Source organism: Chitinophaga sp. W2I13 (assembly GCF_050434005.1).
Taxonomy (GTDB): Bacteria; Bacteroidota; Bacteroidia; order Chitinophagales; family Chitinophagaceae; genus Chitinophaga.
In genome coordinates, this window is record NZ_JBNPWD010000001.1 from 1755311 (window position 1) to 1769908 (window position 14598).

Below are 14598 nucleotides of genomic sequence, written 5' to 3' on the forward strand. Positions count from 1 at the left end.
TTACACCCGGAGTATCCGTGCAGTGTACACGGAGGTGACGTGGACTTGATCTGGAAACCAGCTACCCTGCCGGGTTTCAGCTTACTCCGCTGCCCGGCTTTACACCTTCGGCGGGGTTTACGAAAATCAGCTTGCCATTGTCTTCCGCCATCAGGATCATGCCCTGGCTTTCAATTCCGCGCATTTTGCGGGGGGCCAGGTTGGCTACCAGGGTTACCTGTTTGCCTACAATGTCTTCCGGGTTGAAGTGCATAGCGATACCGGAAACGACGGTACGTTGTTCGGTACCTATGTCTACCAGCAATTTCAGTAATTTATCGGCTTTGGCTACTTTTTCTGCCTGCAAAATGGTTCCTACGCGCAAGTCCAGTTTAGCGAAATCGTCGTATTGAATTTCGGGCTTTACCGGGGCGGGAGGCGCTTCTTCCACGGCGGGCGCAGCTGCAGCGGCGGCATCCATCGCCTGTTTTAAACCTGCATGGAGTTTTTCCACCTGAGCGGTTACCTGGTCGTTTTCCACCTGCTTGAATAACAGTTCCGGCGGACGCAGGGTATAGCCCACACTCAGCAGTTTGTCGCTGCCGGCGTTGTCCCATTCCAGCATACGGTCCACCACTTTCAGCATGTGGCAGATCTTTTTCGCGGTAAACGGCAGGAACGGATGCGAGAAGATCGCCAGGTTGGCCGTCATCTGCAATGCGATGTGCAGGCAAATGTCGATGCGACCCTGTAAAAATGCGATGTCCTTTTCTTCGTACTGTGGGTATTTGGCGTGTTGTTCTCCATTCTTCAACTTTTCAAGTACGCTTGCCAGTATCCAGGGTTCATTTTTCTGGAGGTATTGATTGCCTTTCCGGGCAAATTCAATCACCTCAGACAGTGCTTCCCGGAAGCGGTATGTTTCGATGCTGGTTTCAATCTTCTCTTTTGCCAGGCCGAACTCTTTCAGCATTTCGGTATCGCCGTCGTTCATGAACTCAGGATGCAGTGAAGGTACTTTTCCACCACACAGTTTATGCATCAGCACCATTGCGCGGTTGACGAAGTTGCCGAAAACGGCCACCAGCTCACTGTTATTACGATCCTGGAAATCCTTCCAGGTGAAGTCGTTGTCTTTTGTTTCCGGCGCGGTAGCACAAAGTACATAACGGAGTACATCCTGCTGATCGGGGAAGTCTTCGATATAGTCGTTTACCCACACGGCCCAGTTACGGGAGGTGGATACTTTTTCCCCTTCAATATTCAGGAACTCGTTGGCAGGTACATTGTCCGGCAGTACAAATCCGCCGTGCGCCTTCAGCATGGCCGGGAAGATGATACAGTGGAAAACGATGTTGTCCTTACCGATGAAGTGCACCAGTTTGGTATCGTCTTTACACCAGTATTCCGCCCAGTTTTCGGTCAGCTCCTTTGTAGCGGAGATATAACCGATGGGGGCGTCGAACCATACGTACAATACCTTGCCTTCCGCATCCGGCAGGGGTACTTTGATGCCCCAGTTGCTGTCGCGGGTCATGGCGCGGCTTTGCAGGCCACTATCCAACCAGCTTTTACACTGACCGTATACGTTGTTCTTCCACTCTTTATGACCATCAATGATATATTCTTTCAGCCACGGTTCGTAGTTCTGCAAAGGCATATACCAGTGCTTGGTTTTCTTTTTCACCAGCGGTGCATTGCTCAGCGCAGAATGTGGGTTGATCAGTTCATCCGGGCTCAGGGTTCTGCCACAGCGCTCGCATTGGTCGCCATAGGCTTTATCGTTACCACAATTAGGACAGGTTCCGATAATGTACCTGTCTGCCAGGAACATTTCTTTCTCCGGATCAAAAAACTGTTCGCTTTCTTTTTCTTCAAACAAACCGTCGTTGTACATCTTCAGGAAAAAATCCTGGGAGGTCTGGTGATGTATGGGAGCACTGGTGCGGGCAAAAATATCGAAAGAGATTCCCATTGCAGCAAAGCTGTCGCCTATAATTTTATGGTATTTATCTACCACATCCTGCGGACTCACGCCTTCCTTCATTGCTTTGATGGTGATGGGAACACCGTGTTCATCTGTGCCGCAAACAAACTTTACATCTGCCTTTTTTGCACGTAAATAACGCACATAAATATCTGCAGGCAGGTAGCAGCCGGCGAGGTGTCCGATGTGCACCGGGCCATTGGCATACGGTAATGCCGCAGTTATTAAATATCTATTAAATTTTGCCATATTCTCTTAAAGAATGCTTAAATAAACTTTAAATCAATGATTGTTTTTGGAATCACCATAACAATTTATCACCTTAGTCAGCGAATAAAGAATGAATTTACGCTAACTAATCTGCAAAGGTAAACAAAAGGAACAATGGTAAAAATTCCGCCATATTTGAAAAAAGGTGATCTGATCGGAATTACCTGCCCCAGTAGCAAAATGGATCTGCAGGCAGCGGAGTATGCACGTGGCGTACTCATTTCCTGGGGTTACCGTGTACACCTCGGTATCACGGTAGGAACCAGCTTCCATAACTTCTCCGCGCCGGATGAACTACGGCTGGAAGAGTTACAGGATATGCTGAACGATCCGGAAATAAAAGCGATTATATTTGGCCGTGGTGGCTATGGAATGGTATGTATCATAGATAAACTGGATTTCACCCGTTTCCGGAAGCAGCCCAAATGGCTTTGCGGTTACAGTGATATTACTACGCTGCATGCGCATGTGCAGCGGCACTTTGGAATTGCCACGCTGCATTCCGTAATGTGCAGCGGTATTACCCCCGATACATTTGATAATGAATATACAGAAAGCCTGGCAACAGCGCTAAGAGGGAAAGCCTACCGCTACTCCGCACCAGCGCATCCAATGAACAGGGAAGGCAAAACCACCGGGATACTGGTAGGCGGCAATTTATCTATCCTGGCCAACCTTTCCGGCACTTCGTCACAAATCAACACCAAAGGAAAGATCCTGCTGCTGGAAGATATCGGTGAATACCGGTATAACATCGACCGTATGATGTATAACCTTAAACGCGCCGGTTGGCTCGACAACCTCGCCGGACTGGTAGTAGGCGCCTTTACGGATGGCAAAGAAACAGATACTCCTTTTGGCCAGTCGGAGTATGAAATTATCAGTAACCTGGTTAAAGACTACGACTTCCCCGTTTGCTTTGGTTTCCCGAGCGGACACCAGACAGCCAACTACTCGCTCAAACTTGGTGTGAAGCACGAGTTGAAGATAGGCGCCACAACCGTGCTTGCGGAGGTGTAGCGGATGGATCGGCGCGGATTTTGTCTTTCTCGCTGATTACGCTGATTATACTGATTAGCTGGATTTTTACTTTTGGATTTTTTGGATTTTTAGATTAATAATATTTAAGGGAGATAAAAGCGAATATATCCGCTTCTGTCTCCCTTAATCCTTTATAAAATCCAAAAGTAAAAATCCAGCTAATCAGTATAATCAGCGTAATCAGCGAGAAAGACAAAATCCGCGCCGGAGGCAGGCAGCTTCCGCACTAGTCCTCTACGTCAGGAACGATCTCCAGGCCGTATTCTTCCGCGGTGAGGACACCAGCGGCGCGGGTGCTTTCTATCAGTGCGGTATCGGGTTGCAGGTCGTGAACCTGGGTTTGATTGTGGAGGTAGTCGATACCATAGAATTTGCCGGCGATGCCCAGGGGAACACCGATCAGGTATTTCACCACTTCGCAAACGATTTGGGTACCGAGGGCGCCGTGGGTAGCGCCAAGGGCGCCAGCATCGAAATTGCGGTAGCCTTCCGTGAGCGGTAATGCGCAGCGATAGGATGCTGAAGTGGTGCCATCCGGCATGGGCATATTAAACCCGGCGAACCAGCCCATCCAGTTATGTACTTCCCCGGTGATATAAGGTTTGTTGTGTACCAGGCAGGCATCGTTGATCACCAGGTGGGTGGGCAGATGCTGGGTGCAATCTATCACGAGGTCGAATCCTACCAGCATCAGGTTGATGCTGTCGGGTTTTACCTGCATGAGGATGGGGTAATGTTTTGTATATGGGTTGACTGCCCACAGGCGGCTGGCAGCCATTTTTGCTTTGTGTTTGCGGATGTCCTGCATCTGGTAGATGGGCTGACGGTGCATGTCTTCATCATTGATCACGCCATAGTCGGCAATGCCGATTACGCCCACTCCGCTGGCGCTGAGGTATTGTACCACCGGGCTTCCGAGGCCGCCGGCGCCTACTACCAGTACGCGGGCTTCCTTGAGCTTCTCCTGCATGGTGATGCCCATGCCCGGCACGGCAATAGGATTTTTGAAATGTTGTATTTCTTTTTCGCTGAGTATCATATGCTTTATCCTTTATCCAGTTCCTGCGGAAATTCGAGGGTAAACTTGCTGCCTTTACCTACTACGCTTTCCACTTTAATTTTTCCTTTATGTGCGTCTACAATGGCCTTTACATATGTGAGTCCTAGGCCGAAGCCTTTTACGTTATGTACGTTGCCGGTATGTGCGCGGTAGAACTTTTCAAAGATACGTGAAATAGTGTCGCGGCTCATACCGATACCGTTGTCTGCAATCACGATGAACAGGCTTTTGCGGGTATTGTAAGTTTGTATTCTTATCTCCAGCTGATCATTGGAATATTTGATGGCATTATCCATCAGGTTGAAGATGAGGTTGGAGAAGTGAACATCATCTGCCATGATGATGGGGTTGATGGCATCCAGCTGAAGATCCACCACACCATTTTTGGTGGCCAGCTGCAACTGGAGGTTATCGGCGGTACTTTGAATAACGTTGTGCACATCAGTCGGCTGGAGTTTCAGCGTTATTTCATCTTTCTCAAGGAGGGCGGATTGCAGGATGCTTTCCACCTGTTTGTTCATACGTTTATTTTCTTCTTTGATGATGCCGGAGAAATACTGGATTTTTTCCGGTTTTGACATTACTTTCTCATTCCTGATAGCATCGATGGCCAGCGAAATAGTAGCCAGTGGTGTTTTCAGTTCATGGGTCATGTTATTGATGAAATCCGATTTTATTTCCGAGAGTTTTTTCTGATTGAGCAGGGTGCGGATGGTAAGTGCAAATGCGGTGATGATGATCATGGTAAACAGGACGCCTCCTGATATCATGATACCTAATTGTTTGGCCACCGAATCATCGTTGGGCATGATGATGTAAAGCTTTTCTGCCCGTGGATTAAAATCATTGGATTCCGACAGGAGGATCACCTGTACGCGGTAGTCTTTCTTCTCTTTAATGCTGTCGGCTTCATTTTGCTGGAACATCTTTTCAAACCCGGCCGACTGCATCCGGATGGTACCGAATTCGGAGCCGGGAACAGTGCCGATGATGGCAAATTCGAAGCTGGAACTATCGAGGTGATTTTTCCTCATATTGTTCTGGATGCAACGTTTCACTTCCTGCACAGTAAAGAAGTCGCTCACGGAGGGAACGCTGTATTGGGGTACCCGGTTAATGTCGAGATTAAATCCTTTGGTAGCGGCTCCTTCTTTGTTATCGAGCTTAAACATAATGGCAGCCTGGCGGCGGTACATCATATCGTTATATACGTCCCTGGACATACTGACAGCGCGCTGAAAGAGCTGGTCCTGTTTGATATGCACGGCACTGATGATCCAGCTGACCTGGATATAAATGATTCCAAGCAGGGACAAAGTGATCAGGATAACGATGACGGGGAAAATCTTCTTCAGTGGTATCATGTAAGTTTTTGTCAGGCTTTAATTATCTCAAAGATAAGTGCGAAGAAATACTAAAATATGTTAAAAAAGATGTTTGCTATAGCAACTATGATACAAAATTCCAGACGGGATATTGCCTCTGTACTTATTCTCCGCAATACAACATCACTTTAACGTAATTTTAACTGGGTACTGCTGTTTTTATTAATGCTTCTTTCCTTACCTTTGCTTCAGAATCTTGGTACTAAATTTGATTAGTTCAGGATCATAACAAAGTAATTAAACTTTCTACATACATCGATGTGGATTCGTTCCATAAGCGATTTAGATTTTGGTTGATAAAATGGTAAGGAGGTTTTCTAGCCTCCTTTTTTTATTTTTCCTACTTTCCTCTCATTTTTCTTTTTACTTTACTATTCAATGATTTAGTTAAATTTGAACAGGCTATAAAATTGTTTGTCTATGGTAACTTTGTCGCCCGGCATTTTGCTGATAGCTGATCCATTTTTAAAAAGATCCAAATTTTGCGCGCACGGTAGTACTTCTTTGTGAATACCAGGAAAAAGGCAGTTTTGGCTTTGTAATCAATAAGTTGTTTGACCAAACGCTTAGTGATCTTGTGCCCGAGGTATTGATAGGCAATGTCCCGGTGTACTATGGTGGTCCGGTACAGATGGATACCATTCACTTTGTGCACCGGCATCCGGAGCTGATCAGCGGGGGGCAGGAGATATTGCCTGGTGTTTTCTGGGGTGGCAGGTTTGACCAGGTAGTGGCTGCCATCAATAAGGGTTTGCTGGAGCCGGACAAGGTTAAATTCTTTATTGGCTATTCCGGCTGGACAGAGGGTCAGCTGGACGAAGAGGTAAAGGAGAAATCCTGGATCTTATCTGACACCGACACTTCACTGATATTTGAGCGCAGGGAGCAGCAAATATGGCAGCAATCCCTTAAAAATCTTGGCAGTACCTTTGCCATGATGGCAAATTATCCAATTGATCCTTCCTTAAATTAATGGTAATATTCTGAGACAGAAGGAGATGGGCTGTGCCCGGTATTTAAAGTGAAAAATGAACAGGATGAATGCTGTTTATTTAAAACAAATTAAATATCTTGCTAAAGTAATTGGGGATTCAAACCAGCTACATAGCCCGTTTTCAGGTAATTTAATAACCGATAAGATACACCTATGAAGGCAAAACCTATGAACATTTTGCTCCTTCTATAGACCGATACCAGCATTTACCTGATCACTAACTGATTATTGTCAAAGGCATTCATTAGGTAATATAAACAGCCTTGATGAGGCTGTCTATTGATGTACATGTAGTTACTGCGGATATCTCGTATAGCCGTGCAGGTAATGTATTGTACATAATGAATAGGAGGAAATCCCGGTGGACAGTCCTGTCCTTAACCGGGTCATCTAAGATTGGAATAGTTAGGACAAAACGAAGGCCGGGTATTCTTACCCGGCCTGGTTATTATATTTTAGCTGGTATGCTTTATTTTTCCACTGCTACAGCGCCTTCTACGAGTACGGTAGCCTTATTGCGCAACACTTCCACAAATCCGCCGCTGATGGTATAGAACTCTGCATGAGCTTTATCTTTCAGCACTTTCATTTTACCATTTCCGAGGGCTGCAATTAATGGCGCATGTTTATCCAGTATTTCAAAAGAACCGTCAATGCCCGGCAGTTGTACTCCGTACACTTCTCCGGCATATATTTTTCTTTCAGGTGTTAATACTTCTAATAGCATGTTATGATCGTAAATGGTGAAGGGTAATGATCCCGGCGGAACCGGGATCATTGACTTAATTAGTTATTCGCTGCTTCCAGTAATTTCTTACCTTTTTCAATAGCTGCTTCGATGTTACCTACCAGGTTGAAGGCTGCTTCAGGATACTCATCTACTTCACCGTCCATGATCATGTTAAAGCCACGGATAGTTTCTTCGATTGGTACCAGTACGCCTTTCAGACCGGTGAACTGTTCTGCTACGTGGAATGGCTGGGACAGGAAACGTTGTACACGGCGTGCACGGGATACTGTCAGCTTATCTTCGTCGCTCAATTCATCCAGACCGAGGATGGCGATGATATCCTGGAGTTCTTTATAGCGTTGCAGGATCATTTTCACGCGCTGTGCACAGTTATAGTGGGCTTCACCCACGATAGACGGAGACAGGATACGGGAAGTAGAGTCCAGCGGGCTCACAGCCGGATAGATACCGAGATCGGAGATCTTACGATCCAATACGGTGGTAGCATCCAGGTGGGAGAAGGTTGTTGCCGGAGCCGGATCCGTTAAGTCATCCGCAGGTACGTAAACGGCCTGTACGGAAGTGATGGAACCATTTTTAGTGGAGGTGATACGTTCCTGCATCAGACCCATTTCAGTAGCCAGTGTTGGCTGGTAACCCACGGCAGAAGGCATACGGCCTAACAGCGCGGATACTTCAGAACCTGCCTGGGTGAAACGGAAGATGTTATCTACGAAGAACAGGATGTCTTTACCACCACCTGCAGTGCCATCTCCATCACGGAAATATTCTGCCAGTGTTAAACCAGACAAGGCCACACGCGCACGTGCTCCGGGAGGTTCGTTCATCTGACCAAACACAAACGTAGCCTGTGATTGTTTCAGTAATTCTTTATCTACAGCGGTAACATCCCAGTCACCGTGTTCCATTGATTCTTTAAACTTGTCACCGTATTTAACGATGTTTGCTTCGATCATTTCACGCATCAGATCGTTCCCTTCACGGGTACGTTCACCAACACCGGCGAATACGGATAAACCTTCGTAACCTTTTGCGATATTATTGATCAGTTCCTGGATCAATACAGTTTTACCCACACCGGCACCACCGAACAAACCGATTTTACCACCTTTTGCATAGGGTTCGATCAGGTCAATTACTTTAATACCAGTGAACAGTACTTCTGTTTCGGTAGCCAGATCTTCAAATTTAGGCGGCTCGCGGTGAATAGGGTAACCGTTTGAAGCATCGATATCACCTAAACCGTCAATCGCCTCACCTACCACATTGAACAAACGTCCTTTCACCTGGTCGCCAACCGGCATTTTAATAGGCGCGCCTTTATCAACTACAGCCATGCCACGAACCATACCGTCGGTGGAGTCCATTGCCACTGTACGAACACTGTCTTCACCCAGGTGCTGCTGTACTTCCAATACTACCTTCTGACCATTTTCGCGGGTAATTTCCAATGCGCTGTAGATTTCGGGCAATTTGTCATCAAAGTGCACGTCCACCACGGGACCGATAATTTGTTTGATCTTACCTGTGTTAGGCATATTTTTAAAGAGGTTTATAAAAATACTAAAATGTTACTGTTCCAAAAACCGCACACAATTGCATGTATACAGTTTCCAAAATTTGCCGCAAAGGTAAGAGTTAATGGGTGAAAATCAAAACGCTAACGATGAAAAAAAACCTTTTCCCACCGCATTTTTCGCCGATTTTATCATTAATAAAGTTTTATACCCCGGCAATGCAAAGCGGAGCCTGTCAAATTATATATTTTCATTATTCATAAATAACGTGAAGCTACAGGCGCCATTCATATAAAAATAGCTTCCTTTTCTTAATTCCTTTACTATTTTTAAATCGCTATCCTGATATATACAATATATAAATATGATAAAGTCAAACAGTGAACAATCCCGCAGGTCATTCCTCGGCAACCTTTCCAAAGCAGGATTACTGGGCATCACCGGCATTGTACCGGCCGCCGCCAAAGCTGGCATCTTGTCAGCAACATCCACCACGACAGCTGCTGAACACGCTTTTCTCTGCAAACCGTACCTCCAGTATCCTGGTCCGCATACCATTTCAGTGATGTGGCTCACCAGCCGCCCCTGCTACAGCTGGGTGGAATACGGAACAGACGGGCAGCTTAGCAAAAAAGCCCACCGCGTTACAAACGGACTGGTAGACGCCAATAACCGCCTCCACCGCATAGAACTGGACCAGCTGGAGCCTGGAAAAAAGTATAGCTATAAGGTATGCTCAAAAGACATTGTTTCCTTTGAACCGTATAAGCTAACCTATGGCGAAACCATAGAAAGCGCCACCTACACCTTCACCGCTCCTGATCCGAAGGCGAAAGAAGTGTCCTGGGTGATCATTAACGATATCCACGACCGGCCGGCTTCCATCCCACACCTGATGAAATTGAACGGCGATGATCCTTATGATTTCGTGTTTTTTAACGGAGATGTATTTGACTACCAGGCCGATGAGCAACAGATCATTGATCATATGCTCACTCCCTGCGGTGATACCTTTTCCACACAAACCCCGTTTATGTATGTAAGGGGAAACCACGAAACCCGCGGCAAATATGCCAGGGAATGGCACCAGTATTTTGACAACCCGGGCCATAACAATTATTTCACCTTTAATATAGGGCCGGTGGCGGCTATTGTGCTGGATACAGGAGAAGATAAAGAAGATGAGCATCCTGTATACGCGGGCATCGTTGACTTCGACGCCTACCGGGAACAGCAGGCCCGCTGGTTGGAGCAGCAACTGCAAAGTCCGGCCTTCCGGAAAGCGAAACATAAAGTAGTGATGATGCACATTCCGCACTACCACTCCGGCGAGTGGCATGGCGTAAAACATTGCCGCGAAATGTTTGGCGGCCTCTTTAACAAACACAAAATTGATATCCTCATTTGCGGCCATACCCATAAATACGGCGTGTATGCCCCGGCAAAAGGACAGCATGAATACCCGCTCATCATTGGCGGCGGGCCCAAAGAAGGTAATCGTACCCTGATAAAGATAAAAGCCGATCAGCAGCAACTGGTATTAACCATGCTGAGAGACGACGGCACCAAAGTGGGTGAGTACACCGTGTAAGTACAAAATGGCGGAGTGGGGACTCCGCCATTTTATTTTAACCCTTTTTGCCGGATAATATCCAGCCATTCAGCAGTTCCCACAGCTTTAGTAAAAACCAGGCGCTCCCTGCGGCAAAGAAAATGGCCGCTACCAGCAATGCATAGTACTTGATAGTCCATTCCAGCGCTACTTTTACACGGGTAATAAAAGCAATACCTTTAACGGCGGCGCCTTCATACATGGAGAACTGCACGGTACAAAATTCATTTTCTTCTGCGAAATTGCCAAGCTCCACGCCCAGGCCCTGCAGTTCCTTTTCTACTTCATAGATCTGGTTATGCAGCTGGATAAAGTCCTCTATTTTGCCTTCTTTCTTTTTCAGTTCATTAAAATAAGCCAGTGAATTTTCAAGGGAAGCCTTTTGGGCATTTAGTTTACGGTATTCGCTTGTTTTATCTGTTTTGGTTATTTCGGTAGATTTTATTTCTCCGATCCCTTGTGTTGCCTGGTAAAACGAATCGAACTTTTGAGGCGAAACGCCTATCAGCAGTTGTATCTGGCGGTTCCCGCTGTTGCCGGATTGCTGCTCGTACTGTACAATGGCATCAAATTTTTTAATGGTGCCATGCAGCAGTTTTTCATCTTCCGAAAACTGTGATGATTTCGCCCGTACATTGGCTACTTTTTCATACTTCTGATTGCCGGAAACCATATCCGGTGCATTGTTCTGTGGGTTAAAGGCTTTTATTTTTTCAGATGCATAATTTTTCTGTTGCCTCATTACGCCGGATAAAAAATCATTTTCACCGGATGCTTCCTGCTGGCGGCCTTTATAGAGGTAACCATACCCGATCCTGCAGAGGAACATCAATACAAAAATGGCTATAAATGTAAGGGCTATACGACGGAATTTCTGTTTAAAAGTAAGCATAGGGTTATTTATTGGTAAGTTGTTGTTTATATGTTTTCAACCATTTTGCCAGTCCCATGGCGGCAATGATGAGCAAAATAAAGTATTCTATTCCAAGAAACTTTACATCTTTCTGAAAATAAATAAAGGTAGCTATTGCATCTACCGTTACCCATAGCAGCCAGTTTTCCCAGATCCTTTTCGCCAGCAGGATATTGGCGATCACGCTTAAAACCGCCACCAGTGAATCGGTATAGGGCCATGCTGCGGGATGTTCAAATACGTGGGGCCACCACAGGTGCAGCTGGCTGATAACATAGCCGGTAGCTGCCGACAGCAGCAGGGCTGCAATTCCCAGCCACCAGCGATGACGGGGCTGCAATGCATACACAGGTTCATTTTCCGGTTGCTTCCTGTACCAGAAGAGCCATCCATAAACCCCGGTGGCAAAGAAGTATACCTGCAGGAACATATCGGCATACAATTGCAATTGCCAGAACAATACAAAGAAGCAACTCACGTTAACCAACCCCACCGGCCAGGTAAGGATATGATCCCTTGCGGCCAGCCATACGCATAACAAGCCGGTGACCGTGCCGATAAACTCCACATAACTGACCGGATATCCCAGCGTGGTAAAGAAAATATGATGAATACTGAAAAAGGAAGCCATCTTTGATTTAAGTGAGCTGCTGCAATATTACAGGAATGTTTTATTATTCCGCATATGCTTCTGTTACCGGCTGTAATGCAAGCTCTTACAGCGGTTGCGAAATTGGAACCATTTTTGTCTAATGATATATATGACGCTGTAACTGCAGCAAAGCGTTATAAAAATTTTAACATAATCCTTTAACAATTTAAAATGATTCCGCCTTCTATACTTTATTCACAGACCATTAAAAAATGCTTGTCGATATAAACACAATTTTACGCAGCATTCATTACATCTCCAGAGTCTTACAAACAACAATACCTATCAGGACTAAAAAACAGGAGTTATGAACAGTTTATTAAAACACACAGGAATATTACTTTTATTTATAGGTTCATTCATCAGCAGTTGTGCATCAACGTATGCACCCGGATATGATGATCAATATGGCTCATCCTACTCCGGCGGACCGCAGGTGCAGGTGAGCGGATCGATTTCTTTTTATGATGAATTGAGTCCTTACGGCCGCTGGGTAAGTTACCCCGGATACGACAGGGTGTGGATCCCTAATGCGGGCCGTGATTTCAGACCTTACTATACAAACGGGCACTGGGTATACACCGACTATGGCTGGACCTGGGTATCTGATTACGCGTGGGGTTGGGCAGCCTTCCACTACGGTCGCTGGTTATATGACGATTTCCAGGGCTGGATGTGGGTACCGGGTTACGACTGGGGTCCGGCCTGGGTTAGCTGGAGAACCGGTGGTGACTATTATGGATGGGCGCCAATGAGTCCGCAATATTCTTATAATGCACCAGCTGATTACTGGGCATTTGTACCAAGACAGTACATTAACAGTCCGCGGATCAACAACTACTACGTTAATAACAGCAGGAACGTTACGATCATTAACAACACCACTGTTATCAACAACACTAATAATTACGGAGGAAGAAGAGTATATACCGGTCCGAGTGCCAACGAAGTACAACGTTATTCCGGCCAGGCAGTACGACCAGTGAGAGTGGAAAATACCAACAGACCGGGAACCGGGGGAAGACTAGAGAATAACCAGTTGCGTATATACCGCCCGGATGCCGCAGCTATCCAGAGAGGACGTGAGGTAGACCGTACAAGACCGGTGCAGGCAGTAGATAATAACAACAACAATCGTCCGGGCCGTGTTACACCGGGCAATACTACCCAACCGGGTAATAATAATAACAATGGTGGTAACCGGGTACGTCCCGGAGAAGCGAATCAGCCTGGAAATAACAATACCGGAAATATACCTCCATATAACAACGGAGGAAGAGTAAGGCAGGGAACTACTACCCAGCCGGCAAATCCGGCTAATAATGCGAATCCGGGTAATAACAATACCCCGGGTAACTTTAACAGGCCATCGAGAGTAACACCAGACAGAACTGCTGAACAACAGCAACAGCAAAGGATCCAGCAACAACAACAGCAACAGCAGTTACAGCAACAACAGAGAGTTCAACAGCAGCAACAACAACAGAGAGTACAGCGGGACCAACAGCAACAACAACAGAGGATTCAGCAACAACAACAGCAGCAGCAACAGCAACAACAGCAAAGGGTACAAAGGGAGCAACAACAGCAGAGGGCTCAGCAGCAACAACAACAGCAACAGCAGCAACAGCAACAAAGGGTTCAAAGGGAGCAACAGCAACAACAGCAGAGGGTACAGCAACAACAACAACAGCAACAGAGACAACAGCAACAGCAACAACAGCAAAGGATACAAAGAGAACAGCAACAGCAGCAACAACAACAGCAACGGCAGCAGGAGCAACCCAGACAACAGGGGGAACGTCCTTCACGTGTAGGATAAACTTCCTTTGACATAACGAAAGTACGAATGATAACAGCGGCAAAGATGTTTGTGAGATTACATCATTAATGCCTTGTATCTCATTCGTACTTTTTTTATTTGTTATAAACGTATTTATACAACTGTTCCTTTATATTTGGAAACATAGCAGCAGCGGGCGCTAGTCCTTTCTGCATCAGGCGCAGTTCCAGCGGCGGATAGTGGGGATGATACGGAGGCTGGTGATAGGATTCAGCAAACGCCTGGTAGCCCAGTCGTTCATAAAATTTAATTCTACGTATAGCCTGTTCCGTTACAGGCGGTTCCACTTCCAGTACAATTCCGTTCAGTTGCGCCTCCATCAGCTGCATTACCTGTGTTCCGGCTCCTCCTCCCCTTGTGCCGGGATGAATAGCAAAATGTTCTATAAAACTAAATTCAGGAAGGTTCCAGTAGAAAATAAATCCGGCAAAAGCGTCTTCGCGGTGAATATGCAATAGCTGCAGTTTCCCGGATGCGACCAGCTGCACCTGCTGGTTCCAGGGTCTTCTTTCCTCTTCGGGAAATGCTTCTTCATACAAATCCCTGGTCGCTTCATTGGCGATGGTGGTGGGTATTAGCCGGATCATGCGGCGA

Annotated in this window: 11 protein-coding genes and 1 pseudogene; 4 read left to right on the top strand and 8 right to left on the bottom strand. The window is 46.3% G+C overall.

Going from position 1 to position 14598, the window contains the following annotated elements:
- Positions 1–76: 76 nt before the first annotated feature.
- On the bottom strand, positions 77–2215 hold the full coding sequence (gene metG, locus QFZ48_RS07030) for a methionine--tRNA ligase (protein WP_429061714.1): 2139 nt from the start codon (positions 2213–2215) through the stop codon (positions 77–79).
- Positions 2216–2371: 156 nt separating this feature from the next.
- On the opposite strand from metG, the gene QFZ48_RS07035 reads away from it, so the two are divergent.
- The gene (locus QFZ48_RS07035; RefSeq protein WP_429061716.1) at positions 2372–3256 is read left to right on the top strand and encodes a S66 peptidase family protein; all 885 of its coding nucleotides are present in this window, start codon (positions 2372–2374) and stop codon (positions 3254–3256) included.
- 247 nt (positions 3257–3503) lie between these two features.
- On the opposite strand, the gene QFZ48_RS07040 is transcribed toward QFZ48_RS07035, so the two are convergent.
- Together QFZ48_RS07040 and QFZ48_RS07045 are read right to left on the bottom strand one after the other, a co-directional pair.
- On the bottom strand, positions 3504–4316 hold the full coding sequence (locus QFZ48_RS07040) for a HesA/MoeB/ThiF family protein (RefSeq protein WP_429044683.1): 813 nt from the start codon (positions 4314–4316) through the stop codon (positions 3504–3506).
- Between the two features lie 5 nt (positions 4317–4321).
- Positions 4322–5701: a sensor histidine kinase gene (locus QFZ48_RS07045; RefSeq protein WP_429044679.1), complete on the bottom strand. Its 1380-nt coding sequence runs from the start codon at positions 5699–5701 to the stop codon at positions 4322–4324.
- A 550-nt stretch (positions 5702–6251) separates the two neighbouring features.
- Between QFZ48_RS07045 and QFZ48_RS07050 the strand changes: the two are divergent.
- Positions 6252–6695 (top strand): annotated as a pseudogene (locus tag QFZ48_RS07050) (YqgE/AlgH family protein); the annotation flags it as partial.
- A gap of 490 nt (positions 6696–7185) precedes the next feature.
- Here the strand turns inward: QFZ48_RS07050 and atpC are convergent.
- Both atpC and atpD read right to left on the bottom strand, forming a co-directional pair.
- A complete protein-coding gene (gene atpC / locus QFZ48_RS07055) occupies positions 7186–7443 on the bottom strand; it encodes an ATP synthase F1 subunit epsilon (RefSeq protein ID WP_079469459.1) in 258 nt (85 codons plus the stop codon).
- 59 nt (positions 7444–7502) lie between these two features.
- Positions 7503–9005, bottom strand: coding sequence for a F0F1 ATP synthase subunit beta (gene atpD / locus QFZ48_RS07060; RefSeq protein ID WP_370910911.1), 1503 nt, complete (start codon positions 9003–9005; stop codon positions 7503–7505).
- A gap of 343 nt (positions 9006–9348) precedes the next feature.
- Between atpD and QFZ48_RS07065 the strand changes: the two genes are divergently transcribed.
- Positions 9349–10575, top strand: a complete 1227-nt coding sequence (locus QFZ48_RS07065) for a metallophosphoesterase (protein ID WP_429044675.1) — start codon at positions 9349–9351, stop codon at positions 10573–10575.
- A 37-nt stretch (positions 10576–10612) separates the two neighbouring features.
- On the opposite strand, the gene QFZ48_RS07070 is transcribed toward QFZ48_RS07065, so the two are convergent.
- Together QFZ48_RS07070 and pnuC are read right to left on the bottom strand one after the other, a co-directional pair.
- Positions 10613–11488, bottom strand: a complete 876-nt coding sequence (locus QFZ48_RS07070) for a DUF4349 domain-containing protein (protein ID WP_429061718.1) — start codon at positions 11486–11488, stop codon at positions 10613–10615.
- 4 nt (positions 11489–11492) lie between these two features.
- Positions 11493–12140, bottom strand: a complete 648-nt coding sequence (gene pnuC, locus QFZ48_RS07075) for a nicotinamide riboside transporter PnuC (protein WP_429044669.1) — start codon at positions 12138–12140, stop codon at positions 11493–11495.
- A gap of 328 nt (positions 12141–12468) precedes the next feature.
- On the opposite strand from pnuC, the gene QFZ48_RS07080 reads away from it, so the two are divergent.
- The gene (locus QFZ48_RS07080; protein WP_429061719.1) at positions 12469–13983 is read left to right on the top strand and encodes a DUF6600 domain-containing protein; all 1515 of its coding nucleotides are present in this window, start codon (positions 12469–12471) and stop codon (positions 13981–13983) included.
- Between the two features lie 95 nt (positions 13984–14078).
- Here the strand turns inward: QFZ48_RS07080 and QFZ48_RS07085 are convergent, their stop codons facing one another.
- Entirely contained in the window at positions 14079–14591 is a 513-nt protein-coding gene (locus tag QFZ48_RS07085; protein ID WP_429061721.1) for a GNAT family N-acetyltransferase, read from the bottom strand.
- Between the last annotated feature and the right edge of the window lie 7 nt (positions 14592–14598).

Coding starts and splice junctions, on each gene's coding strand:
- metG (WP_429061714.1), bottom strand. CDS start 2,215: ATGGCAAAATTTAATAGATATTTAATAACTGCGGCATTACCGTATGCC.
- QFZ48_RS07040 (WP_429044683.1), bottom strand. CDS start 4,316: ATGATACTCAGCGAAAAAGAAATACAACATTTCAAAAATCCTATTGCC.
- QFZ48_RS07045 (WP_429044679.1), bottom strand. CDS start 5,701: ATGATACCACTGAAGAAGATTTTCCCCGTCATCGTTATCCTGATCACT.
- atpC (WP_079469459.1), bottom strand. CDS start 7,443: ATGCTATTAGAAGTATTAACACCTGAAAGAAAAATATATGCCGGAGAA.
- atpD (WP_370910911.1), bottom strand. CDS start 9,005: ATGCCTAACACAGGTAAGATCAAACAAATTATCGGTCCCGTGGTGGAC.
- QFZ48_RS07065 (WP_429044675.1), top strand. CDS start 9,349: ATGATAAAGTCAAACAGTGAACAATCCCGCAGGTCATTCCTCGGCAAC.
- QFZ48_RS07070 (WP_429061718.1), bottom strand. CDS start 11,488: ATGCTTACTTTTAAACAGAAATTCCGTCGTATAGCCCTTACATTTATA.
- pnuC (WP_429044669.1), bottom strand. CDS start 12,140: ATGGCTTCCTTTTTCAGTATTCATCATATTTTCTTTACCACGCTGGGA.
- QFZ48_RS07080 (WP_429061719.1), top strand. CDS start 12,469: ATGAACAGTTTATTAAAACACACAGGAATATTACTTTTATTTATAGGT.
- QFZ48_RS07085 (WP_429061721.1), bottom strand. CDS start 14,591: ATGATCCGGCTAATACCCACCACCATCGCCAATGAAGCGACCAGGGAT.